22 protein-coding genes and 1 riboswitch are annotated in these 24,232 nt (G+C 69.0%); of the genes, 3 read left to right on the forward strand and 19 right to left on the reverse strand.

Translation table 11 applies throughout. The features are described from left to right. Window positions 1-8: 8 nt before the first annotated feature. Window positions 9-1,223, forward strand: a complete 1,215-nt coding sequence (locus DIE04_RS12695) for an MFS transporter (RefSeq protein WP_124520486.1) — start codon at window positions 9-11, stop codon at window positions 1,221-1,223. Between the two features lie 83 nt (window positions 1,224-1,306). Here the strand turns inward: DIE04_RS12695 and DIE04_RS12700 are convergent, their stop codons facing one another. Together DIE04_RS12700 and DIE04_RS12705 are read right to left on the reverse strand one after the other, a co-directional pair. Then, window positions 1,307-2,449 carry a branched-chain amino acid ABC transporter substrate-binding protein gene (locus DIE04_RS12700; protein ID WP_044846361.1) on the reverse strand — a complete coding sequence of 381 codons (1,143 nt, stop codon included), beginning with the start codon at window positions 2,447-2,449 and terminating at the stop codon, window positions 1,307-1,309. 439 nt (window positions 2,450-2,888) lie between these two features. Continuing rightward, complete coding sequence (locus DIE04_RS12705; protein WP_124520485.1) at window positions 2,889-3,980, reverse strand: nitronate monooxygenase family protein; 1,092 nt, start codon at window positions 3,978-3,980, stop codon at window positions 2,889-2,891. Window positions 3,981-4,250: 270 nt separating this feature from the next. On the opposite strand from DIE04_RS12705, the gene DIE04_RS12710 reads away from it, so the two are divergent. Together DIE04_RS12710 and DIE04_RS12715 are read left to right on the forward strand one after the other, a co-directional pair. Then, window positions 4,251-4,943, forward strand: a complete 693-nt coding sequence (locus DIE04_RS12710; protein ID WP_124520484.1) for a dienelactone hydrolase family protein — start codon at window positions 4,251-4,253, stop codon at window positions 4,941-4,943. An 81-nt stretch (window positions 4,944-5,024) separates the two neighbouring features. Next, window positions 5,025-6,503: an amidase gene (locus DIE04_RS12715; protein ID WP_124520514.1), complete on the forward strand. Its 1,479-nt coding sequence runs from the start codon at window positions 5,025-5,027 to the stop codon at window positions 6,501-6,503. Between the two features lie 98 nt (window positions 6,504-6,601). On the opposite strand, the gene metF is transcribed toward DIE04_RS12715, so the two are convergent. The 17 genes from metF to DIE04_RS12800 all read right to left on the reverse strand — a co-directional run bounded on the left by metF (window position 6,602) and on the right by DIE04_RS12800 (window position 24,231). Next, window positions 6,602-7,432 (reverse strand): methylenetetrahydrofolate reductase [NAD(P)H], encoded by an 831-nt coding sequence (gene metF, locus DIE04_RS12720; protein WP_044846364.1) that lies wholly within the window; start codon window positions 7,430-7,432, stop codon window positions 6,602-6,604. A 24-nt stretch (window positions 7,433-7,456) separates the two neighbouring features. Then, window positions 7,457-7,810 (reverse strand): phage holin family protein, encoded by a 354-nt coding sequence (locus DIE04_RS12725; protein ID WP_006477367.1) that lies wholly within the window; start codon window positions 7,808-7,810, stop codon window positions 7,457-7,459. A 173-nt stretch (window positions 7,811-7,983) separates the two neighbouring features. After that, window positions 7,984-9,402: an adenosylhomocysteinase gene (gene ahcY, locus DIE04_RS12730; protein ID WP_124486873.1), complete on the reverse strand. Its 1,419-nt coding sequence runs from the start codon at window positions 9,400-9,402 to the stop codon at window positions 7,984-7,986. A 34-nt stretch (window positions 9,403-9,436) separates the two neighbouring features. Beyond that, window positions 9,437-9,553: riboswitch (S-adenosyl-L-homocysteine riboswitch) on the reverse strand. Between the two features lie 78 nt (window positions 9,554-9,631). Then, window positions 9,632-10,366: an RNA polymerase sigma factor FliA gene (locus DIE04_RS12735; protein ID WP_044846366.1), complete on the reverse strand. Its 735-nt coding sequence runs from the start codon at window positions 10,364-10,366 to the stop codon at window positions 9,632-9,634. A gap of 22 nt (window positions 10,367-10,388) precedes the next feature. Continuing rightward, entirely contained in the window at window positions 10,389-11,207 is an 819-nt protein-coding gene (locus DIE04_RS12740; RefSeq protein WP_124520483.1) for an AAA family ATPase, read from the reverse strand. Then, complete coding sequence (gene flhF / locus DIE04_RS12745; protein WP_124573040.1) at window positions 11,200-12,990, reverse strand: flagellar biosynthesis protein FlhF; 1,791 nt, start codon at window positions 12,988-12,990, stop codon at window positions 11,200-11,202. The genes DIE04_RS12740 and flhF overlap by 8 nt, the downstream gene beginning before the upstream one ends. Next, entirely contained in the window at window positions 12,987-15,089 is a 2,103-nt protein-coding gene (flhA, locus tag DIE04_RS12750) for a flagellar biosynthesis protein FlhA (RefSeq protein ID WP_124486870.1), read from the reverse strand. The genes flhF and flhA overlap by 4 nt, the downstream gene beginning before the upstream one ends. Continuing rightward, window positions 15,086-16,285: a flagellar biosynthesis protein FlhB gene (flhB, locus tag DIE04_RS12755; RefSeq protein WP_124486869.1), complete on the reverse strand. Its 1,200-nt coding sequence runs from the start codon at window positions 16,283-16,285 to the stop codon at window positions 15,086-15,088. The genes flhA and flhB overlap by 4 nt, the downstream gene beginning before the upstream one ends. A gap of 441 nt (window positions 16,286-16,726) precedes the next feature. Continuing rightward, complete coding sequence (locus DIE04_RS12760; RefSeq protein WP_124520480.1) at window positions 16,727-17,107, reverse strand: DUF805 domain-containing protein; 381 nt, start codon at window positions 17,105-17,107, stop codon at window positions 16,727-16,729. A 359-nt stretch (window positions 17,108-17,466) separates the two neighbouring features. Beyond that, window positions 17,467-17,964: a VOC family protein gene (locus DIE04_RS12765; RefSeq protein ID WP_124520479.1), complete on the reverse strand. Its 498-nt coding sequence runs from the start codon at window positions 17,962-17,964 to the stop codon at window positions 17,467-17,469. Window positions 17,965-18,107: 143 nt separating this feature from the next. Further along, complete coding sequence (locus DIE04_RS12770) at window positions 18,108-19,367, reverse strand: DUF3443 domain-containing protein (protein WP_124520478.1); 1,260 nt, start codon at window positions 19,365-19,367, stop codon at window positions 18,108-18,110. Between the two features lie 16 nt (window positions 19,368-19,383). Continuing rightward, a complete protein-coding gene (locus tag DIE04_RS12775; RefSeq protein ID WP_124486866.1) occupies window positions 19,384-19,887 on the reverse strand; it encodes a DUF2844 domain-containing protein in 504 nt (167 codons plus the stop codon). A gap of 285 nt (window positions 19,888-20,172) precedes the next feature. Continuing rightward, window positions 20,173-20,904 carry a protein phosphatase CheZ gene (cheZ, locus tag DIE04_RS12780; protein WP_124486865.1) on the reverse strand — a complete coding sequence of 244 codons (732 nt, stop codon included), beginning with the start codon at window positions 20,902-20,904 and terminating at the stop codon, window positions 20,173-20,175. 1 nt (window position 20,905) lies between these two features. Next, entirely contained in the window at window positions 20,906-21,301 is a 396-nt protein-coding gene (cheY, locus tag DIE04_RS12785) for a chemotaxis response regulator CheY (RefSeq protein WP_006754880.1), read from the reverse strand. A gap of 67 nt (window positions 21,302-21,368) precedes the next feature. Continuing rightward, window positions 21,369-22,463: a chemotaxis response regulator protein-glutamate methylesterase gene (locus DIE04_RS12790; protein ID WP_044846376.1), complete on the reverse strand. Its 1,095-nt coding sequence runs from the start codon at window positions 22,461-22,463 to the stop codon at window positions 21,369-21,371. Then, on the reverse strand, window positions 22,460-23,221 hold the full coding sequence (gene cheD, locus DIE04_RS12795) for a chemoreceptor glutamine deamidase CheD (RefSeq protein WP_124520477.1): 762 nt from the start codon (window positions 23,219-23,221) through the stop codon (window positions 22,460-22,462). Before cheD ends, DIE04_RS12790 begins: the two co-directional genes overlap by 4 nt. Then, window positions 23,218-24,231 carry a CheR family methyltransferase gene (locus DIE04_RS12800; protein WP_124486863.1) on the reverse strand — a complete coding sequence of 338 codons (1,014 nt, stop codon included), beginning with the start codon at window positions 24,229-24,231 and terminating at the stop codon, window positions 23,218-23,220. The genes cheD and DIE04_RS12800 overlap by 4 nt, the downstream gene beginning before the upstream one ends. Between the last annotated feature and the right edge of the window lies 1 nt (window position 24,232).

A 24,232-nucleotide genomic window follows, 5' to 3' on the forward strand; every position in this document is an offset into this window, starting at 1 on the left:
AGCGTTCCGTGTCCGAATCCTCCTCCCGATCCTCGTCCGACTTTTCCGCGCCGCCCGACGCGCATCGCGTGCTGGCGTTGCCGGTCCGCCAGCGCGCACGCACGGCCACGATGGCGCTGTTCTTCGTCGCCGGCATGATGTACGCGTCGTGGGGCGTGCACGTGCCGACCGTGCGCGACAAGTTCGCGTTGAGCGCCGGGCTGCTGTCGATCGCGCTGTTCGCGGTCGCGGGCGGCTCGATCGCCGCGATGCTGACGATCGCGCGCTGGATCGCGCGCGTCGGCTCGCGCACCGCGTGCCTCGCGGGCGGGCTCGTGATGTCCGCCTGCGCGGCGCTGATCCTCGTGGTCCCCGATTACTGGATGCTGCTCGTCGTGCTCGCGCTGTTCGGCTTCTCGATGGCGACGCTCGACGTCGCGATGAATGCCGAGGCAAGCGCGGTCGAGATCGCGCTCGGCAAGCCGATCATGTCGTCGCTGCACGGGATGTTCAGCATCGGCGGGATGTCGGGGGCGGCGGCCGGCGGCGCGCTGTTGTCGGCCGGCATGGCGCCGGCCGTGCATCTCGCGCTCGCGGCGGCCGTCAGCGCCGCGGTGCTGCTCGCCGCGAGCCCGGCCGTGCTGCCGCACGTGCCGCATCACGAACACGCGCACGGCGGCGGCAATCGCTGGCGCTCGCCCGCGCTGTGGATGCTCGGCGGCATCGCGCTGATCGCACTGATCGCCGAAGGCGCGATGTACGACTGGGCGACCGTCTACATGCGCGACGTCGTCGCGGCGAGTCCCGCGCTCGCGAGCGCCGCGTATGCGGCGTTCTCCGGCGGGATGGCGGTCGCGCGTTTCGCCGGCGACGCGGTGCGCGCGCGCTTCGGCGCGCCGCAGCTGGTGTTCGCGAGCGCGTCGCTCGCGTGCGCCGGGATGATCGGCGCACTGCTGCTGCCGAACCCGATCGCCGTGCTGACGGGCTTCACGCTGATGGGCCTCGGCCTCGCGAACATGATGCCCGTGCTGTTCGCCGCCGCCGCGCGCGTGAAAGGCATCCACGCGGCCGAAGGCCTCGCGCACGTGGCCGGGCTCGCGTATTTCGGACTGCTGTTCGGTCCGGTCGTGATCGGCGCGGTCGCGCAGACGGCGAACCTGACCATCGGGCTGGCGGTCGTCGCGCTGTGCGCGGCGCTCGTCGCCGCGGTCGCGCCGAAGGTCCTCGCACACCTGAAGATCTGACCGCGCGGCGGGCGCGCCAAAAAGAAAGCGCGCCTGCGTTGCCGCAGGCGCGCTTTCACCCCTTCTGTCGACCGCTGTTCAGCTTACATCTTCACTTCGTCGAGCAGCGTCTTCTTGCCGCTCTTGTAGTTGTACAGCGAGATCACGCCGTGCTGCAGGTCGCCCTTCGAGTCGAAGGTCGTCGTGCCGATCACGCCCGAGTAGTTCGTCGCCGGCATCGCAGCGAGAATCTTCGCCGGATCCGTCGAGTTCGAGCGCTTCATCGCATCGACGATGATGTACACGGCGTCGTACGTGAACGGTGCGTAGATCTGGATCGGCTGGCCGAAGCGCTTCTCGTACTTCGCCTTGAACGCCGCGCCGCCCGCCATCTTCTCGAGCGAAGCACCGGCTTCCGAGCACACGACGTTGTCGGTCGCGTCGCCGGCCAGGTCGGCCAGCTTCTCCGTGCACACGCCGTCGCCCGCGAGGATCTTCGCGCGCAGGCCGAGCTGCTTCGCCTGTTTCGCGAACGGGCCGCCGGTGGCGTCCATGCCGCCGTACATGATCGCGTCCGGGTTCTCGCCCTTGATCTTGGTCAGAATCGCGCGGAAGTCGACCGCCTTGTCGTTGGTCGCATCGTGCGACATCACCTTCAGGCCGAGCGCCTTCGCCTTCTTCTCGAACTCGTTCGCGAGACCCTGGCCGTAGGCGGTCGAATCGTCGACCACCGCGACGCTCTTGATGCCCTTCGAGTGCGCGTAGTTCGCGAGTGCCGGGCCTTGCTGCGCATCGGTCGCCACCACGCGATACGTGGTCTTGAAGCCTTGCTGCGTGTACGCCGGGTTGGTCGCCGACGGCGAGATCTGCACGATGCCCGAATCGCTGTAGATCTTCGAGGCCGGGATCGACGTGCCCGAGTTCAGGTGGCCGACCACCGCGACGACCTTGTCGTCGACGAGCTTCTGCGCAACCTGCGTGGCCTGGCGCGGGTCGGCCGCGTCATCCTGCGCGTCGAGTTGCAGCGTGATTTTCTGGCCGCCGATCGTGAGACCCTTGGCGTTGATCTCCTCGACTGCGAGACGTGCACCGTTTTCGTTGTCCTTGCCCAGGTGTGCAATACCGCCCGTCAAGGGCGCGACGTGGCCGATCTTGACGACTTGATCGGCGGCCGCGTTGCTTGCCGCTGCAACGCACAGCATCGCCGCTGCGGTGATAGGCAACAGCTTTTGCATCTTGATATTCATGTAAGTCTCCAGTTTCGGTCCCAATAAACGCCATCGCCCGGTGCCCCGCTGCCATCCCTGTGTTTGCATTCACTGGACGATTCGCCGGTTGCATCGTTCATGCACTTGGCCTCAAGCACGTGGGAAGCAACCGCTTTTAGCAGCCGCCCGCCCGTACTTGCGCGCAAGTGTAGGTGATCAAATTAATTTGTGGGACTTTTTTGGGGTAGTGGTAACACTACCGATACGGGCGCTTTGGAATGACTGCTCGAATGTCGCCGCAAGCCCCGCCGGATAAGGGTTTCCGCTAGTTCCACGCGGCCTGGCGAAAGGTTGATTTAAAGCATTCCCGTGTCATTTCGATTCGGTATTTTGTGCGCGGGATCATTGAATGAAACGCGCGTGACGACGCGCGCGTTTCGTGTGCCGACGCGAGCCGCTCCGGCGGCCGTCGAATCGTTTACGCAGGCACCGCGCGCCATTCGGCGTCGAGCGCGTCGACGAGCTGCGACGTCGTCAGCGCGGCGTCGCGCCGCCTGGCGAGCGGCGCGCCCTGCCCGGCCCACAGCGACAGGTAGTCGCCGTCATTCGCGCGCGCGGCGGCCTGGCGCAGCGGCTGGGTCAGCGCGTTCTGCACCGGATACGGCGCGGCATCGGCCACGCGTTCGCCGAGCCGCATCATCAGCGCATTGCGCAAGCCACGCGCATGGCGGCCGGTGATCGCGCGCGTGACCTGCGTCGACGTATCGGCGCTCGCGAGCAGCCGCGCCTTCCAGTCCGCCGCGATCGCGCTTTCCGCACACGTCAGGAACGCGGTGCCGAGCTGCGCGCCCTGCGCGCCGAGCGCGAGCGCGGCGGCGATCCCGCGGCCGTCCATGATGCCGCCCGCGGCGAGCACGGGCAGCCCGGTCGCATCGACGAGCTGCGGCACCAGCGCGAGCGTGCCGATCAGCGCATCGTCGGCCGGGCCGATGAAGGTACCGCGATGGCCGCCGGCTTCGGCGCCCTGCGCGGACAGCGCGTCGGCGCCAGCCGCCCGCCACGCGAGCCCTTCGGCGACGTGCGTCGCGGTGCCGATCACGTAAGTGCCGGCGGCCTTCAGGCGCGCGACGTCGGCCGCGTCGAGCACGCCGAACGTGAAACTCGCGACCGGCACGCGCAGCGCGACGAGCGCGTCGAGCTGCGCGCGGAAGTCGGGTGCGTAACGCGCGGGCGCGCTGCCCGGCGGCAGCCCGAGCGTCGCGTTCAACGGATCGATCGCGGCGAGCGCGCGAGCGACGGTCGCCGCGTCGGGCGCGGCGTCGGGCGCGGCGTCGGGCAACACGAACAGGTTCACGGCGAACGGACGCGAAGTCGCCGCGCGAATCGCGGCGACTTCGGTCGCGAGACGGTCCGGCTCGAACGCGCCGGCGCCGAGACTGCCGAGCGCGCCGGCGTTGGACGCGCCCGCGACCATCGCGGCCGTGGTCGCGCCGACCATCGGCGCCTGCACGAGCGGCAGGCGCAGGCCGAAGCGTTCGGAAAACGGGGTGGAAAATGCACGGGCTGGCATGGCGAATCCTTCGGGGGCGATGCGCGAAAGCGCTTTGTAAAGGCCGACACGTCGACTCTATCGAAGCCGCACGCCGCCGAAAAATGAATAATCGAGATCGAAACGATCGCTGCGCGAGAAGCGGGTTCGGCACGCGGGTTCGAGCCGCGCATACCCGGCCGGCGCGCCGCTTGCGCGCGCTGCAGCGTCCGGGGATTGGTGGCACACTGGGCCGCCTCCATTTCCATCCGCGGCGCGCATGTCGCGCGCCCGTTCGCCAGGAGTTCAAACGTGACAGCCCAATGGATCGACATCCCGACCGGTAACGACAGCTTCGGCGGCTATCTCGCGCTGCCCAAGCGCGGCAAGGGCCCCGCCGTCATCATCATCCAGGAAATCTTCGGCGTGAACGCGCACATTCGCGCGGTCGCCGACCAGTACGCGGCCGACGGCTTCGTCGCGCTCGCGCCGGACGTGTTCTGGCGCACGCAGCCGCGCGTCGAACTGACCTACGAAGGCGCCGATCGCGACAAGGGTATCGAGCTGATGAAGAAGACCGACGTGGGCCTCGCGGTCGCGGACATCGGCGCGGCCGCCGACGCGTTGCGCGCGCGCCCCGAAGTCGCCGGCAAGGTCGCCGCGATCGGCTACTGCTTCGGCGGCCAGCTCGCGTACCGCGCGGCCGCGGCCGGCAAGGTCGATGCGGCGGTCGCCTACTACGGCGGCGGCATCCAGAATGCGCTCGACCTCGCCGGCAAGATCACGCAGCCGATCCTGTTCCACTACGCGGAGAACGACCACGCGATCCCGCTCGCCGCCGTCGAGCAGGTGAAGGCCGCGTTCGCGGGCCGCCACAACGCGTCGTTCCACCTGTACCCGGGCGCCGAGCACGGCTTCAACTGCACCGACCGCGCATCGTACAACCAGCGCGCCGCGGCGCTCGCGCACGGCCGCACGCTGACGTTCCTCGCCGAACACCTGTAAAGGCCGCCGGCGGCGGGTCCGGCGCGCCGGGCCCGCGTTATCCTCCTTTCATCGCCACGAGTCACAACGGGGGTGACCGCGATGCACTCGGACTATCTCGCGCATGACGCGATCGGCCTCGCCACGCTCGTGCGCGAACGCAAGGCGAGCCCGCGCGAACTGCTCGACGCCGCGATCGGCCAGGCCGAAGCGGTGAACGGCGCGATCAACGCGATCGTGCTGCAGGACTACGACGCCGCGCGCAAGCGGGCCGAGCAGGCCGGCGACACCGGCACCGACGCGCCGTTCGCGGGCGTCCCGTATCTCGTCAAGGATCTGGGCGCGGCGGTCGCCGGGCTGCCGCTGTCGATGGGCAGCCGGCACTACCGCTACTTCGCCCCCGCCGACGATTCGCCGCTGATCGCGCGCAGCCGCGCGGCCGGGCTCAATGTGTTCGGCAAGACCAACACGTCGGAAATCGGCCAGATGCCGTACACCGAACCCGAGCTGTTCGGCGCGTGCCGCAATCCGTGGGACATCGATCACACGCCCGGCGGCTCGAGCGGCGGCGCGGCCGCGGCCGTCGCGGCCGGCATCGTGCCGCTCGCGCATGCGTCCGACGGCGGCGGCTCGATCCGGATCCCCGCGTCGTGCTGCGGGCTGTTCGGCCTGAAGCCGAGCCGCAATCCGGTGCTGGTCGACCTGCCTTCGAACGGCGAGCTGGTCGTCCAGCATGCGGTGTCGCGCAGCGTGCGCGACAGTGCGCTGCTGCTCGACGTGACGACCGGCCAGACGCTGCCGCCCGGCGCGCCCGGCACCTTTCTGGGCGCGCTCGACGCGCCGCCCGGCCCGCTTCGGATCGGCCTCGTCGTCGACCCGATGCTCGCGCCGGCGCTCGCCGGCGACACACGCGCGGCGCTCGACGACGCGGCCGCGCTGGTCGAATCGCTCGGCCATCACGTCGAACCGGCGACGCTGAACATCGACTACGCGCGCGCGGCCGAAACCTTTCTCACGCTATGGGCGACGATCGCCGAGGAGCTGGTGCTGGGTGCGCGCGCGCTGACCGGACGCACGCCGAAGCGCGCGGAGTTCGAGCCGGCGACGTGGGCGATGGCCGTCGTCGGCAGGCGCGTCGCCCGCGCGCGCCTGCCGGACGTGCTCGAATGGCAGCGCCAGCTCACCGTGCAGGTCGCGGGCCTCGTGTCGCGCTACGACGCGATCCTGTGCGCGACGCTCGCGGGGCCGCCGGTCAAGATCGGCGAGCTGCAGCCGACGCCGCTCGAAGCCGCGCAGATGAAGCTGCTCGGCGCGCTGCCGGTGAAACCGCTGCTGCGCGAGATGCTCGCGAAGGCGTCGGAGAAGGCGTTCGCGTGGGCCGGCTGCACCGAGCTGTTCAACCTGACGGGCCAGCCGGCGATGTCGGTGCCGCTCTGGTGGAACGCGCGCGGGCTGCCGATCGGCGTGCAGTTCGTCGCGCGCCACGCCGACGATGCGTTGCTGCTGAAACTCGCGCGCCAGCTCGAACAGGCGCGGCCGTGGTTCGACCGGCGCCCGCCGCTGATGCAGGCGCAGCGCTGACGCTGGCGCGGCGGGCGGACCGGCCGACCGGCAGCGAAAAAAAAGCCCAGCCGGTTTTGCCGGCGGGGCTTTCGACGCATGCAACCGCGTGATGACGCTTACATGGAGAGCCGTTCGCAGATCGTCCGCGTCGCGGCCGCCGCGTTCAGCGTATAGAAGTGCAGGCCCGGCACGCCCGCGTCGATCAGGCGCTGGCACAGGCTCGTGACGACGTCCGCGCCGAACGCACGGATCGCGTCGCGATCGTCGCCGAAGCTCTCGAGCCGGCGCGCGACCCAGCGCGGCACTTCCGCGCCGCACATTTCCGAGAAGCGCATCAGCTGCGAGAAGTTCGTGATCGGCATGATGCCCGGCACGATCGGCACGTCCACCCCCAGCTTGCGCGCATCCTCGACGAAGCGGAAATACGCGTCGGCATTGAAGAAGTATTGCGTGATCGCGGAATTCGCGCCGGCTTTCACCTTGCGCGCGAAGTTCTCGAGATCGGCCTTCGGCGAGCGCGATTGCGGGTGGTATTCCGGATAGCCGGCGACTTCGATGTGGAACCAGTCGCCATGCTCGGCGCGGATGAAGCTGACGAGCTCGGACGCATAACGCAGCTCGCCGACCGCGCCCATCCCCGACGGCAGGTCGCCGCGCAGCGCGACGATATGCCGGATACCGTGCGAGCGGTACTGGTCGAGGATCGCGCGCAGGTTGTCGCGCGACGAGCCGATGCACGACAGGTGCGGCGCGGCCTCGAGGCCGTCCTTCTGCATGTCGAGCACGGTATCGAGCGTGCCCTGCTGCGTCGAGCCGCCGGCGCCGAACGTCACGGAGACGAATTTCGGCTTCAGCGGCAGCAGCTGCGCACGCGTCGCGCGCAGCTTCTCGACGCCCTCCGCCGTCTTCGGCGGGAAGAATTCAAACGAGAGTTCGATCGGTTTCATGATTCGCAAGAGTGAGCCCGGCCGTCAGCCGATGTCGCGCTGCCCGAAGATCAGCGCGGACAGCAGCCACGACACGATGCTGTACAGGATCGAACCGAAGAACGCCGACCAGAAACCCGACACCTCGAACCCCTTCAGCAGCGACGACGCGAACCAGAAGCACAGCGCGTTCACGACGAGGATGAACACCCCGAGCGTGACGATCGTGACGGGCAGCGTCAGCAGGATCAACACCGGCCGGATCACCGTGTTGATCAGGCCCAGCACGACCGCGATGATCAGCGCGGTGCCGAAGCTCTTGATGTGGATCGACGGCACGAGGTACGTGATGATCAGCAGCGCGAGGGCGTTGATGACCCAGGTGAGGATGACGCTCATGGAGGGCTCCGGTTCGGTTGTCGATCTGGTCGGTCAATGCTCGGTGACCGCCGCCGGCCGCCACGCGTGCCCGCGCAGCGGCGGACATGACGCGACGGCCGGCGATCCGGCACCGTGCCGCCGTACCGCGCCCGCCCGATGCGGGACGCCCGCGGCACGGCGGCGACGGCGCATCAGTAGCGGTAGTGGTTCGGCTTGAACGGGCCGTCCTTCTGCACGCCGATGTACGCAGCCTGCTCGTCCGACAGCACGGACAGGTTCGCGCCGATGCGCGCGAGGTGCAGGCGCGCGACCTTTTCATCGAGGTGCTTCGGCAGCACGTACACCTTGTTCTCGTACTCGTTGCCGCGCACGAACAGCTCGATCTGCGCGAGCGTCTGGTTCGCGAACGAGTTCGACATCACGAACGACGGGTGGCCGGTCGCGCAGCCGAGGTTCACGAGGCGGCCTTCGGCCAGCAGGATCACGCGCTTGCCGTCCGGGAAGATGATGTGGTCGACCTGCGGCTTGATGTTTTCCCACTGGTACTGGCGGGTCGACGCGACGTCGATTTCCGAGTCGAAGTGGCCGATGTTGCAGACGATCGCGTTGTGGCGCATCGCCTTCATGTGATCGTGGTTGATCACGTGGTAGTTGCCGGTCGCCGTCACGAAGATGTCGGCCTTGTCGGCCGCGTATTCCATCGTCACGACGCGGTAGCCTTCCATCGCCGCCTGCAGCGCGCAGATCGGGTCGATTTCGGTGACCCACACGGTCGCGCCCAGGCCGCGCAGCGATTGCGCGCAGCCCTTGCCCACGTCGCCGTAGCCCGCGACGACCGCGACCTTGCCCGCGATCATCACGTCGGTCGCGCGCTTGATGCCGTCGACGAGCGATTCGCGGCAGCCGTACAGGTTGTCGAACTTCGACTTCGTGACCGAGTCGTTCACGTTGAACGCCGGGAACGGCAGGCGGCCGTCCTTTTCCATCTGGTACAGGCGGTGCACGCCGGTCGTGGTTTCCTCGGTCACGCCCTTGATGTGCGCGAGGCGCGTCGAGTACCAGGTCGGGTCCGCGTCGAGGTGCTTCGCGATCGACTTGTACAGCGCGACTTCTTCCTCGTTGGTCGGCTTCGCGATCACCGAACGGTCCTTCTCGGCCTTCGAGCCGAGGATCAGCAGCAGCGTTGCGTCGCCGCCGTCGTCCAGGATCATGTTCGCGAATTCGCCGTTCGGCCATTCGAAGATGCGGTGCGAGAACTCCCAGTATTCGTCGAGCGACTCGCCCTTGAACGCGAACACCGGCGTGCCGGCTTCGACGATCGCGGCCGCGGCATGGTCCTGCGTCGAGAAGATGTTGCACGACGCCCAGCGCACGTCCGCGCCGAGCGCCTTCAGCGTCTCGATCAGCACGCCGGTCTGGATCGTCATGTGCAGCGAACCGGCGATGCGCGCGCCCTTCAGCGGCTGCTGCGCCTTGTATTCGTCGCGGATCTGCACGAGGCCCGGCATTTCGGTCTCGGCGATGTTCAGTTCCTTGCGGCCCCAGCCGGCAAGCGCCATGTCGGCGACGATGTAATCCTTGGAAGCCTGGGAATCGATAATGGCGTTCATCACGCCCTCCTTTCTAAAAAAGTTCTAGAAATTGGTGACGTGAGCGCCGTTCAGGAAGCGGGGCCGGTGCAAATATCGCCGCACGGCTGCTTGGTGAAGCTTTCCGAGCCTGGCGGACGCAGGATGGTCCGTCGCAACGCTCCTCGGAAAACGGGAGGGATTGTAGCAAATCGGCGCGGGAAATGCGCGCCGCGCGCCGCGTCGGCGCGCGTGGGCTGCCGTGAAAGGGTCAGTTCTCCGCGCCGACCCACGCCTGTTCGCGCAACCGCGCGCGCAGGCGCGCGACGGCCTGGCTGTGCAGCTGGCACACGCGCGACTCGCTGACTTCGAGCACCGCGCCGATCTCGCGCAGGTTCAGCCCGCGCTCGTAGTACAGCGACATCAGCAGCTTCTCGCGCTCGGGCAGCCGGTCGATCGCGTCGACGAGTGCCTCGCGCAGGTGGTCGTCGAGCAGCGCCGACAGCGGATCGGCGTGATCGACGCGATAGCGGTCGAGGAACGGCTCGTCGTCGGCCGCGCGGTCGAAATCCTCGTAATAGATGAGCTGGCTGCCGTGCAGGTCCTGCAGCATCCCCTGGTATTCGTCGAGCGGCATCTTCAGGTGCTGCGCGATCTCGGTCTCGCTCGCCGAGCGGCCGAGCTGCTGCTCGACCTGGTGCACCGCGTGCTCGACCTCGCGCGACGTCTTGCGCAGGCTGCGCGGCAGCCAGTCGTTGCTGCGTAGCTCGTCGAGCATCGCGCCGCGGATGCGCTGGGTCGCGTAGGTCTCGAACTGCGCGCCCTGGTCTTCCTTGTAGCGGCCGGCCGCGTCCATCAGGCCGATCATGCCGGCCTGGATCAGGTCGTCGAGGTCGACGCTCGCCGGCATCTTCGCGACGAGCTGCAGCCCCAGGCGCCGCACGAGCGGCGCGTATTGCGCGAGCACGTCGGCCTGGGTCATCTTTCCCTGAGCGTTGTACATCATGGCTCTCTCCTTGCGGTGGCGCTCACGCGGCGTGCGCCGCACCCGCCTCGTAAGACGGCTTGCCGCCCGCATGCACGGCGCGCCCCGCGCCCGTGCCCGGGCGCATCGGCCAGTACAGCAGGTCGGCGGCAATCTGCCGGTAATCGCGCGCGGCGGCCGACGACGGAAACGCGTCGACCGCGGTATGCATCAGGTCGCGCGCATGCTCGACGAGCGGATCGGCGGTCACGCAGCCGGCGTCGGCGATCGACACCGTCAGGTAGCGGCTCGCGACGCCCGCGAGGTTGTCGAATGCGGTCCTCGCGTCGGCGTGGCTGCCGACGTGATTGGTCAGCACGCGGAACTGCGCGACCGCGTGCGCGAAATGCAGCCGCTTCATGCACGCGTACGCCTCGGTGATCGCCTGCGCGGCGACCCGCGTGACGATCAGCACGTCGTGCGCCTCGCGCGCGAGCGCGGAGAACCCGCCGTCGGCGCCGAGCTGCGCGTCGACCAGCACGATGTCGGCCTGGCCGTCGACGAAGTCGCTCAGTTCCGTATCGTCGTAGCCGTCGCGTGCGAGCCGCGCGGCCGCGCACAGGCCGAAGCCGGCGGCGACGCGCGTGCGTTCGCCGTCGCGCAGCCACGCGCCCGCGAGCGTCGCCGTGGCCGACTGCACGTCGGCGCGCTCGTCGACGACGAGCACGTCCTTGCCGAGCGCGGTCAGCGCCGCCGCGAGGTTCACGACGGTGGACGTGCAGCCGACGCCCGCCGGCCCGCCCGTCACCGCGACGATGCGCGACGCGCGCCCGGCCAGCAGGCGCCGCAGCCCTTCGGCCTGATCGATGATCCGTTTATCCAAATCGCACCTCGTGCAGCTCGGCGGTGGAACGTGCGGTCAGTGCGGACAGCAGCGTCGGCATGTCTTCGTCTTGCGGCACGAAGGGCGAGCCGTCGCGCGGCACACAGAACGCGCTCTTCAGCAGGAATTTGGTCGACGCGACGTACAGGTTCTCCGGCACCTTCTGGCCGGTCGACACGTAGTGGACCGGCAGCTTGTAGCGGATCACCGTGTCGAGCACGCCGCCGAGATGGGTCGCCTCGTCGAGCTTGGTCAGGATGCAGCCGGCGAGATCGGGGTGTGCCGCGTGCGGATGGTCGGCCGCGCTGCGGTAGGCCTGGACGACCTCGTTGAGCGTGTCGCCGTGGCTCGTCGCGTTGAGCAGCAGCAGGCGCTGCACCGGCGCGTTCGCACCGTGCAGCATCGCGATCTGGTCGGACAGCGCGCGGTCCCGCTGGCTCATGCCGATCGTGTCGATCAGCACGATGTGCTTGTTGCGCAGCTCGGACAGCGCGAGCTGGAGATCGCCCGCATCCTTCACCGCATGCACGGGGACGCCGAGGATCTTGCCGAAGATGCGCAGCTGCTCGTGGCCGCCGATCCGGTAGCTGTCGGTGGTCAGCAGCGCGACCTTGCTCGCGCCGAAGCGCATCACGCAGCGCGCGGCGAGCTTCGCGGTGGTGGTCGTCTTGCCGACGCCGGTCGGCCCCATCAGCGCGAACACGCCGCCGCGCTCCATCAGCGCGTCTTCGCTCTCGAGCACCGGCAGGTTCGCCGCGAGCACCGACTGCGCCCAGTCGGCGGCCTGCTCGAAGGTCTGCGCGCCGTCGCCGGACGGCAGGTTGTCGACCAGCATGCGCACCAGCTGCGCGGAGAAGCCGGCCGAGAACAGGTGCCGGGTCAGCGCGCCGTGCACCGGGCTGCGGCGCTGGCGGTCGTGCCACATCAGGCTGTCGAACTGCGCTTCCATCATCCCGCGCATCGCGCCGAGCTCGTGCATCACCGTGTCGTTGACGATGCTCTCGACGCGCGCCTTCACCGCGTCTGCCACCGCGGCGGCGGCCTCGGCGGACAGGCGCGTGCGTTCGGCCGGCTTCGCGGCACCCGTTTCGCCCTGGCGGGCCGTCGCAGCGGCGGCCGGCGGCATCCGGCGCTCGGCGTCGCGCACGATGTCGCGCGCCCAGGCGGCAGGCGTCGCGGGTGCGGCGTCCTGCTGCATGCGGGCCGGCGCTTGCGGGGCGGTCGGGGCGGCCTGCGCGCGGGCGATCAGCGCTTCGCGCTGCTGGGTCAGGCGTTTCGCGTGCTCGACGAGCCACGGCGCGGGTTCGGACGCTGCCGACGGCGTGCCGGCGGCGGTGATCGGCGCAACGGGCGCAACCGGCGCGCCCGATGCCGCGGCCGTTGCGTGCGTGTCGGCATCCGCGTCGAAGGCGGTCGATTCCGCGGCCGGCTCCGTCGCTTCGGCGCGCGCGCCGAACACCGAGGAAAACACGTCCGGGAGCCCGCCCTCGCCTGCTGCATACGGATTGACGGCCGGGCGCGCGAGCCCGGCACCCGGGCGCGACACGATGCCCGGCACGGCTGCGGCCGGCACGGATTCCGGCGTGCGCGGCGGAAGGCTGCGCGCCCGGGCCGCGGCCGGCGGCGCGACCGCGGCGAGATCCGAATCGGCGAGCGCGACGATTTCGACACTGCCGTCATCGAGCGTGCGGTTCGACAGCACGACGGCGTCGGCACCCAGTGCCTCGCGCACGAGGCGAAGCGCGTCGCGGCTGGTCGCGCCGGTGAATTTGCGAATGTTCAAGCGGAACCCCCGATGACGTTAACGACTTTGATCGTGCGCGTGTCCGGCACTTCGGCATACGACAGCACTTTCAGTTGCGGCAGGCTGCGGCGCAGGAAACGCGCGAGCATCGCGCGCAGCGCGTGCTGCACCAGCAGCACGGGCGGCAGCCCGAGATTCTGTTGACGCAGCATCGCTTGCTGCGTGCCGGTCAGAAGGTTGTGCGCGAGGCCGGGTTCGAGGCCCGGGTTCGCGCCGGTGGCGAGCGCCTGCGACAGCACGCGCTCGAGATTCGAATCGAGGCCCATCACCTGCATCTCGCCCGCGCCCGGATACCACTGCTGCGTGATCGCCCGGCCGAGCGACAGCCGCACCGCGGCGGTGATCTCGTACGCGTCGCCGCGGCCCGCGTGTTCGGACACGGCCTCGAGGATCGTGCGCATGTCGCGGATCGGCACGCCTTCCTCGAGCAGGTTCTGCAGCACTTTCTGCAGCGTCGTCAGCGAGATCGTCTTCGGCACGAGGTCCTCGACGAGCGACGGCGCATCCTTGCCGGTGCGCTCGACGAGCGACTGCACTTCCTGGCGGCCGAGCAGCTCGGCCGCGTGCTGCACGACCAGATGGTTCAGATGGGTCGCGACGACCGTGCTCGCATCGACGACCGTGTAGCCGTACACCTGCGCCTGCTCGCGCATCGCGACGTCGATCCACACGGCCGGCAACCCGAACGCCGGATCCTGCGTCGTGGCGCCCGGCAGCGCGGCCGTCACCTGGCCCGGGTTGATCGCGAGCCACTGGCCCGGGAACACTTCGCCCGTGCCGATCTCGACGCCCTTCAGCGCGATCCGGTATGCGTTCGGCCGCAGCTCGAGGTTGTCGCGGATGTGGATCACCGGCGGCAGGAAGCCGATTTCCTGCGCGAATTTCTTGCGGATGCTCTTGATGCGCTTGAGCAGCTCGCCGTCGCTGTTCTTGTCGACGAGCGGGATCAGCCGGTAGCCGACTTCGAGGCCGAGCGGATCGATCAGCTGCACGTCGTCCCAGGTCGCCTCGTGGCTGTCGCCCGGCAGCGCGGCGGGCGGTGCGATCTCGGTCACGTCGCCGGCCGCCACGCGGGCCGCCGCGCGACGCGTCTGCGTGCGGGCCAGCCAGATCGCGCCGCCGCCGAGCGCGAGGAACGCGACGTGCGGCATGCCCGGGATCAGCCCCATCAGCACGATGATCGCGCCGGTGATGTTGAGCACGCGCGGGTTGGTGAACAGCTGGCCGGTGATCTGCGTGCCGATGTCCTCGTCGGTCGCGACGCGCGACACGATCACGCCGGCCGCGGTCGAGATCACGAGCGACGGGATCTGCGCGACGAGGCCGTCGCCGATCGTCAGCAGCGTGTAGTTGGTGCCGGCCGCGGCGAAGCTCATGTCGTGCTGCACCATCCCGACGATCAGACCGCCGATCACGTTGATCGCCATGATGATCAGGCCCGCGATCGCGTCGCCGCGCACGAACTTCGACGCGCCGTCCATCGACCCGTAGAACTCGGCTTCCTGCGACACGGCGAGGCGCCGCTTGCGCGCCTGTTCCTCGTTGATGAGGCCCGCGTTCAGGTCGGCGTCGATCGCCATCTGCTTGCCGGGCATCGCGTCGAGCGTGAAGCGCGCGGACACTTCGGCGATCCGCCCCGCGCCCTTCGTGATCACCATGAAGTTGATGATCATCAGGATCACGAACACGACGATGCCGACCGCGAAGTTGCCGCCGACGAGGAAGTGGCCGAACGCCTCGATCACCTGGCCCGCCGCGTCGGGGCCGGTGTGGCCTTCGAGCAGCACGACGCGCGTCGACGCGACGTTCAGCGACAGCCGCAACAGCGTCGAGAACAGCAGCACGCTCGGGAACGCCGCGAAGTCGAGCGGCTTCATCGTGTACATGCTGACGAGCAGCACCATCACCGACAGCGCGATGTTGAAGGTGAACAGCAGATCCAGCAGCAGCGGCGGCAGCGGCAGGATCATCATCCCCAGGATCATGCAGATGAGGATCGGGCCCGCGAGCGCGCGCAGGTTGGTGCCCGCGAACGGGTTCGCGCGCTTGGCGAACAGGCCGGTGGTCGGGGTGCTCATGCTGCGTTCCCTTGCTTGCCGAGCGTGTCTTCGGCTTCTTCACGCTCGTCGTCGGCGGCGACCGACGACCCCTTGTCGAGGTCGGCCGGCACGTCGAGATCGACCGGCGCGGCCGGGAAGGCGCCGCCTTCCGAGCGGAAACGCTTGAGCTGGTAGACCCACGCGAGCACTTCGGCGACAGCCGAGTACAGCGAGCCGGGAATCTCGCGTTCGAGTTCGACGTTGTGATACAGCGCACGCGCGAGCGGCGGCGCCTCGAGCAGCGGCACGTTGTGCTCGGCCGCGAGTTCGCGGATGCGCGCGGCGACGAGGTTCACGCCCTTCGCGACGACCTTCGGCGCACGCATCTCGCCGTCCGTGTACTGCAGCGCGACGGCGAAGTGCGTCGGGTTCGTGACGACCACGTCGGCCTTCGGCACGGCGGCCATCATCCGGCGCCGCGCGATCGCGCGCTGCTGCTGGCGGATGCGGCCCTTCACGTGCGGATCGCCTTCGTTCTCGCGATGCTCGCGCTTCACTTCTTCCTTCGTCATGCGCAACTTCTTGTTGTACTGCCAGAGTTGGTAAGGCACATCGAGCGCGGCGACCACCAGCATCCCGGCGACCGTCGTGCCGCAGCACACGGCGACCAGATGCATCGCATCGGCGAGCGCCGAGCCGAGCGGCTGGGTCGCGAGACCGAGCAGCTCGTCCTTGCTGCGCCAGATCGCGATCCCGCCGATCCCGCCGACGACGAGCGTCTTCGCGAGCGACATCCCGAGCTGGATCGGCCCCTGGATCGAGAACATCCGGCCCAGGCCCGAGATCGGGTTCAGGCGGTCGAACTTCAGCTCGAAGGTCTTCTGCGAGATCAGCCAGCCGCCGAGCGCCATTGGCGCGAGCAGCGCGGCGAGGCCGGTGAGCGCCAGGATCGGCAGCAGCGCGGCGAGACCCTCGAGGCTCGCGCTGCCGGCCGCCGACAGCATCCGGTGCGTGTCGAACGCGGTCGCGCGGTCGAACGCGAACGCACCGCGCAGCATCGTCTGGAGGTGGGCGCCCGACGGACCCGCGAGCAGCCACGCGCCGTAGAACCCGGCCGCGAGCAGCGCGAACGAAGCCAGCTCGCGCGAACGCGCGACCTGCCCCTCCTCGCGCGCCTTCTCGCGGCGCCTCGGAGTGGCGGCTTCGGTTCTGTCGAGATCGCTCTCGTCTGCCACGGGGCCTCCAGTCGGGTACGGCGAAATGCCGTTCTCCAGTGACACCGATTATTCATGCGCGCGTCAAACGCCGATCGGTCGAGCAAAGCCTGGAAAGGGGGGTATTTCGAGGAATCGGGCGAGCGGGGGCGGCGGACGGCCGGCGGGAGGGTGCGGCGCGCGAGGAGACGATGGAAACTGCGTCCGCGGGGTGGCGGGGTGGCGGGGTGGCGGGGTGGCGGGGTGGCGCGGTGGCGCGGTGGCGTGGTGACGTGGTGACGTGGATGAAGGTGTGAAGCGGGGAAGCGGGGAAGCGGGGAAGCGGGGAAGCGGCGAAGCGGGTAATGGGGAAACGGTGAAGCGTGGGATCTGCCAAGCAGCCAAGCAGCGAAGCAAGGCAGCCGTGAAGCGATCGTCGGCCCGCCCCGACACGACGGCGTCGCGCGTCGGGGCGGGCGGCGCTCAGATCGCTGGAATCGGATCCGAGCCGTAACGGTTCGGGCCGTTGGTGCCGCGCGAGCACATCCACACGAGCAGCAGAATCCCGCCGACGAGCGGAATGAGCGCGATCAGCAGGAACCAGCCCGAGCGGCCCGTATCGTGCAGGCGGCGGACGGTGACCGCGAGGCTCGGCAGCACCAGCGCGAGCGACACGACGGCCGCGACGATCATCAGCAGCAGCGAGATCGCGCTCGTGTCGTGCCCCACCATGGTGATCACCTGGCAGAGGATCGACACGACGCTCGTGAGCAACGCGAAATACCAGTATTCCGCGCGGCGCGCGCGGCCCTCGAATTTCGCGTATTGATTGAGTGCGGCACGAACGGCTTCACTAAAACTCATCTTATTGCCCTCATGTTTTATATCGACGATCCCGGAAACAACGCGGGCATTATAAGTTTGAATTTCTTCGCATCGCATCTCCTTTCGCATGCGGACCGTCTCTCACGCCGGCTCTCGCATTACTGGAGCGGCCGCAGCGGCGGCGCGCCGTATCGCCAACACGCATGTCACGTCATTTTTATAATCGCGACGACCTGACATAAACAGCAGCAAGATAATTCACGACTTGATTACACCGGCGTGAAACGCATCTCGATCGATAATCGAAACGATCGTTCTGCGCTGATTGACCGACCGGCCGGGAATATCGTCGGACGTCGCGTGCGCACGTCGAAACGGCGCGTCCAGGCCGGCGTTCGCTAGCCGGCCGCCGCCTGCTGCAGCACGCCGAGATCGAGCTTCTTCATCTTCATCACCTGCGCCATCACGCGTTCGGCGCGTGCCGGGTCGCCCGCCATCAGTTCGGGCATCTGCACCGGCACCACCTGCCACGACACGCCGAAGCGGTCGCGCAGCCAGCCGCACTGCTGTGCGCGTTCGTCCCCGCCTTCGGCCAGGGCCGCCCAGTAGCGGTCGATCTCCTGCTGGTCGCGGCAGTTGACGACGAACGACACGGCCGGTGTGAGCGGGAACGCCGGGCCGCCGTTCAGCGCGAGAAACGCCTGCCCGTCCAGTTCGAACGACACCGTCATCACCGCGCCCTCCGCCTGCCCCGACGCCTGCGCGCCGGACTTGCCGTAACGGGCGACGTGCAGGATGCGCGCGTCGTCGAACACCGACACGTAGAAGCGGGCGGCCGCCTCGGCGTCGTGGTCGAACCACAGAAACGGCGTGATGCGTTGGATACGCTGGCTCATGGCGCTGTCTCCTCGATGTCGTGCGCCGGCACCGGTGCCGGTCTTATATCGTAGGCGCTGGCGCGGCGTTCCCCGGTAATCCGGGTTGAACCATAAAAAAGGGGGCGATCGCTCGCCCCCTTCCTGCTGCCGCTCGTGCGCAATCAGAACGCGACGTAAGGCTGCGCGCCGCCGGTCGCGGTCCGGTCCATCCCGAAGTAAATCGTCTTGCCGTAGAAGTGCGGCATGCCGAGATCGAGCCAGCCGGCCGCGCCGAACGGGCCGGCGATGTCGTTGAACGCGAACGTCGACGCATTCGCGAACAGCGAATCGGCGTTCGCGACGGGCATCGACACGCCGCCCGACTTCCCGTTCTGGCCGGTCAGCGTCGCCGTATAGGTGGTCGTCGACGACGGGCAGTAGAACTGCGTGTTGGTCGTACAGGCCTTCTGCGCCGAATCGTTGAAGAAGTACGCGTTCGAGCCCGTATCGAAGAACGCGGTCACGTTGCCGCCGAGGAACGTCGCGTTCACGTCGCCCGTCGTCGTCGACGTCAGCACCGTCGACGCCCCCAGCGCGTTGTTGCCCTGCGTGCCGATCCCGAACGTCAGCAGGCCCGTCGCGCTGCCCTGCCCGCTGCTCGAGATGTTCGGCATCTGCACGATCACGCCGTTGTTGTCGGTCGCGAAGCGATGGACCGGGTTGGCCACCTGCTGCGCGACCGGCACCAGCGCCACGGCGCAGCTCGCATTGCCGTTCGGGCACGCGTAGTAGTTGTTGGACGTCGCCGACGTCGACGTCGCGCAGCTCGTGCCGCAATCGACCGGCGCCGGCCCGATGCCGAGGATGCCGTTCGCGCCGAGGTCGCTCGCCGTGTTGGCCGACGTCCTGGCGCCGTTGTTCGAGCACGAGCTCGGCACGTTGGTCGTGCCGAGATCGCCGATGATCTGCACCGGCAGCGAACCCGCCTGCTCGGTACCGATCGACAGGTCGACGGTACGCACCGAGCCCCACGTGAAGCTCGACACGAACTTGCCGCACTCGGCGACCGGCGCGCCGCCGCTCGTCGTCTGCGGCAGGTTGTTCAACACGCCCGACGACAGCGCGCTGCTGACCAGCCGCAGCCCGTACGACGCGGTGTCGACGAGCACGTTGTTGACCACCTGGCAGTTCGTCGTGCCCGGCACGCAGATCTTCACGTTGACGGTCGGGATGTTGATCACGTGCGCGACGCCGGTGCCGACCGTGATCACGGCCGTGTTCGCGGTATTGCCGTCCGATACGTTGGAACCATTGCCGCCGCCGCTGCCGCCGCTGCCGCCGCCGTTGTCATCGCCGCCGCCGCAGGCGGTCACGAGCATGGCCGTCACGGCCGCGACGCTCAGCAGCCCGAGCCAGCGCCTGAAGGTACGAGGAATTCTCAAGATCGCTCTCCCGCTGTCACTGGATGTCGTTGCCGGTCAGCCCGGCAGGCAGCGCCGCCGGCAGCCATGCCTGGCCCGCGAAGGCGCCCATGTGGCCGCCCGTGCGGATCACGAGGCCGCTCGTGTCGACGGACACGGGCGCGCGCCAGCCGCGCGCCGCATGCGCCGCCTGGACGCCGGCCGTGTACTGCGGGAAATAGCTGCCGAGCAGCGACTCGAGATCCGGCATGCTCGGCCCGCGCCAAGCGAGGCCGAACACGGTGCCGGCCGCGCTCGCGTATTCGTGGATGACGGTGCCCGATCCGAGCGTGATCTCGCGGACGGTGTAGGCGGCCGCGCTCGCCTGCGCGCCGTCGGCGGAGCGCATCGCGCGCTGCAGCGCGCGCACCGTGGCGGCGTGATCGTCCGCCGGCGGCGACATCGGTGCGCCGCCCAGTTCGGCCTGTGCGTGGACGGCCCACAGCACACCCATTGCAGCCGTCGCGTGCGCGGCGGCCCAGCCCAAGCGTTTCAGCTTCACGTTCCCCCCCAAAGGGACTGGCTTCGTTGCCGGCGGTGCCGCCATCAGGCACGGCGCCGCGGGCCAACAAATCAAAGTCTTAAGAATGACGCTTCGTTGCTGCTGATGCGTAGTATGCCTGCGGAGTGTGTCGGAGTGTCAAATCAACGATGCATGACGCGGCGCAGCATGACGAGCGACACGACCCGCGCGCGGGGGGGCTCGGCGGGAGAGGCAGGGTGAAAGCCACGCACACCGGGCGCTCCGCGAACGGAGAGCGGCGCGGTGGCGTGCGGTGCGGCACGGTCAGAAGCCGAGACTCGCGAGCAGGTCGTCGACCTGCGCCTGGTCCTGCACGACGTCGGACTTGCCTTCCGGTGCGATCTGCGGCCCGTTCAGCAGCGACTCGGGGCTGCCGGTCGCGCTGATCTGCTCGGCCGCGAGCGCGGCCGCGGTCGCCGCGAACTGCTCGCGCCGCTCGGGCGCGATATTCTCGACGAGCACGGTGAGCAGCTGCTGCTCGATCAGATAGACCATGTCCATGATCTTCTTGATCACCTGCCCGGTCAGGTCCTGGAAATCCTGCGCGAGCATGATCTCGAGCAGCTGCGCGCTGGTCGCGGACGTCGCTTCGGGCAGCGCGCGCAGGAACGTGCGCGTGTCGTCCATCAGCTCGCGCACGTCCGCATGCTCGATCGGCGCCGCGTACCACTGCGCCCAGCGCGCGTCAAGCGCCTCGGCCTCGCTCTGGATGCGCGCCTGCACCGGCTTCGCGACCTCGATCGCGTTCAGCACGCGCTCGGCCGCCTGCTCGGTCATCGTCGCGACGTAGCGCAGCCGGTCGCGTGCATCGGGCACGGCTTCCGCCGCACGCTCGACATGCTTGTCGAGCCCGAGCTCGCGCATCGAATCGCGCAGCGTGCGCGTGACGTGGCCGATGCGCGCGAGGATCCGGTCGCTCGCGTAATCGGCGCCTTCGGCGTGGCCGTCGGCGCTGAACGCAGCGCCGGCGAGCGCCGCATGGATCGGCTCGTTCACGTCAGCTCCCGGCCTTGGCCATCTTGTCGATGATCTTGTTCAGCTTCTCGTCGAGCGTCGCGGCCGTGAACGGTTTCACGACGTAGCCGCTCGCGCCGGCCTGCGCGGCCGCGATGATGTTCTCCTTCTTCGACTCGGCCGTGACCATCAGCACCGGCAGATGCGTGAGCGTCGCGTCCGCGCGGATTTCCTTCAGCATCGCGAGGCCGTCGAGGTTCGGCATGTTCCAGTCCGAGATCACGAAGTCGAAGCCGCCGCCGCGCAAGCGCGCGAGGCCGGCTGCGCCGTCCTCGGCTTCGTCGACGTTCGTGTAGCCCAGTTCCTTGAGCAGGTTGCGGACGATCCTGCGCATCGTCGGGAAATCGTCCACCACCAGGATTTTCATGCTCTTGTCCATCGTCGTTCCTTTGCAGATTCGTTACCGTCGGGGCCCGCGGCTTCGCACGTGCCCCGTGACATTTCATTCAGACGCGTTGCACGCGGTCACCCATCGTCGCCAGCCGCGCCATCACGCGCCGGCTCATCTCCGCAAGCGGCGCGACCTCGTCCGCGCCGCCGAGCGCGATCGCCTCGCGCGGCATCCCGAACACGATGCAGCTCGCCTCGTCCTGCGCGAACGTGTGGGCGCCCGCGCGCTTCATGTCCAGCAGGCCGGCCGCGCCGTCGCGCCCCATCCCCGTGAGGATCACGCCGATCGCGTTCTTGCCCGCGTGCTGCGCCGCCGAGCGGAACAGCACGTCGACCGACGGCCGGTGGCGGTTCACCGGCGGCTCGTCGGACAGCTGCGCGATGTAGTTCGCGCCGCTGCGCGCGAGCAGCAGGTGCGCATGGCCCGGTGCGATGTACGCATGGCCCGGCAGCACGCGCTCGCCGTGCTCGGCTTCCTTCACCGCGATCCGGCACAGGCCGTTCAGCCGCTGCGCGAACGACTTCGTGAAGCCGGGCGGCATGTGCTGCGCGATCAGCACCGCCGGCGCATCCGGCGGCAGCGGCGTCAGCACCTCGCGGATCGCCTCGGTGCCGCCCGTCGACGCGCCGATGATGATCAGCTTCTCGGTACTGACGAGCGGGTTGTTGATCATCGGCGCGGCCGGCTGGCCGCTCGCGGTGCGCGCGGCGGCCGCCTGCGGCTGCGGTGCCTGGCGCACGCGGGCGCGCGACGCCGCGCGGATCTTGTCCGCGAGCTTTTCCGCGTAGTCGAGCATGCCGTCGCGGATCCCGACGCGCGGCTTCGTGACGAAATCCACCGCGCCGAGTTCGAGCGCGCGCAGCGTGATCTCGGAACCGCGCTCGGTCAGCGACGACACCATCACGACCGGCATCGGCCGCAGGCGCATCAGCTTCTCGAGGAAGTCGAGGCCGTCCATGCGCGGCATTTCGACGTCCAGCGTCAGGACGTCCGGGTTGTGCTGCTTGATGAGTTCGCGCGCGACGAGCGGATCGGGCGCGGTCGCGCATACCGTCATGTCGGGCTGGCTGTTGATGATCTCCGTCATCAGGCTGCGGATCAGCGCCGAATCGTCGACGCACAACACTTTGATCTTCTGCACTGCGGTCATGCCTCCTGCTTTCTCGAATGGTTGGCCGCGTACGGGCTGCCGGCGTTCGGGCTGGTGGCCTTCGCGTTCGCCGGCTGCGCGCCCGCGCCGCCGCGTGCGCCGAACAGCTCGATGCGCGGGCGCGCCGGCGGCGGCGCGGCCGGGCGCTTCGCCGCGAACAGCTCGACGTGCGCGCGCGTCCGGGCGGCGTGCACGCGGTCGGCCTCGCGCGCCAGCGCGGCTTCGCGCTCGGTCACGCCCGGCACCTGCAGCCGCAGCTTCTTCACCATCGCGCGCCCGCTGCGCGGCATGAACGCGACCTTGCGCGGGTGCACGCCCTGCAGGTCCTCCGCGGTGATGCGGATGCGCTCGAGCGCGAGATAGCGGCGCACGAAATCCGCGTTGCGGTCGCCGATGTTGATGGTCGTCATCCCTGCCAGCACGGCCGCGCCGCCGAACACCTTCGCCTCGAGGCGCTCGCGGCGCCCGCCGGCCTTGATCAGTTCGTTCATCAGCACTTCCATCGCATACGCGCCGTAGCGCATCGACTCCGATGCGGCCGCGCCGGCGTCGGCGCCGTCGTCGGGCAGCATGAAGTGATTCATCCCGCCGATGCCCGCGATCGGGTCGTGCAGGCACGCGGCGACGCACGAGCCGAGCACGGTCATCAGCACCATGTCCTCGGACGTCGTGTAGAACTCGTTCGGCAGCAGCTTCACGCCGGGGCGCTCGAAGTGGTTGTCGAAGTAACGATTGGTGGCGATCGGCAGCGCGCTCATCCGCGTTCTCCGTAAGCGGGCGCGGCGCCCGCGGCACGCGCATGGGCGCGCGGCGGCACCGCCGCGGCCGGCGCCGCGCCGCGCGGGCGCAGGCCCGGCGCGGCGTCGTGCCCCAAGGGCACTTCCTTCGGGGCGCGCGTCAGCTCATACACCGTCTGCCCGCGCAGCCGGAACGCCTGCGAGACGTAGGTGAAATTCTCCGAATGCCCGGCGAACAGCAGCCCGCCCGGTTTCACGAGCGGCTCGAAGCGCGACAGCACCTGCCCCTGCGTCGGCTTGTCGAAATAGATCATCACGTTGCGGCAGAAGATCGCGTCGAACGGCTTCGCGATCCCGTAGTCGGCATCGGTCAGGTTCAGCTGCTCGAAGCGGATCATCGCGCGCAGCTCCGGGCGCACCTTCACGCGGCCGGCCTGCGCGCCGGTGCCCTTCAGGAAGAAGCGCTTGAGCCGCTCCGGGCTCAGGTGCTTGACCTGGTCGTACGTATAGATGCCGGCCTCGGCCTTCGCGAGCACCTGCGTGTCGAGGTCGGTCGCGAGGATCGATGCGCCGCGCGCAGCCGATTCGCCGAGCGCCTCGATCAGCGTGATCGCGATCGAATAGGGCTCCTCGCCGGTCGACGCCGCCGAGCACCACACCGACACGGGCGCCGCGCGCCCCTTCACGAAGTCGGCCAGGATCGGGAAATGGTGCGACTCGCGGAAGAACGCGGTCAGGTTCGTCGTCAGCGCGTTGGTGAACGCCTCCCACTCGAGCGGATCGTCCTCCTGCTCGAGCAGGTCGAGGTAGTCGCGGAACGTGTCGAGGCCGCGGGCGCGCAGCCGGCGCGCGAGCCGGCTGTACGCCATGTCGCGCTTGTGCTCGGACAACGAGATGCCCGCGCGTTGATGAATCAGCGCGCGGATGCGTGCGAAATCCGCGCCGGTGAACGCGAAGTCGCGCCCCGGCTCGCCCGCGCGGGGCGAGGCATCCGGTGCATCGGGTCGAAACGGTGCGCGCGCGGACGGCATG

The organism is Burkholderia sp. Bp8994, assembly GCF_003853805.1.
Taxonomy (GTDB): domain Bacteria; phylum Pseudomonadota; class Gammaproteobacteria; order Burkholderiales; family Burkholderiaceae; genus Burkholderia.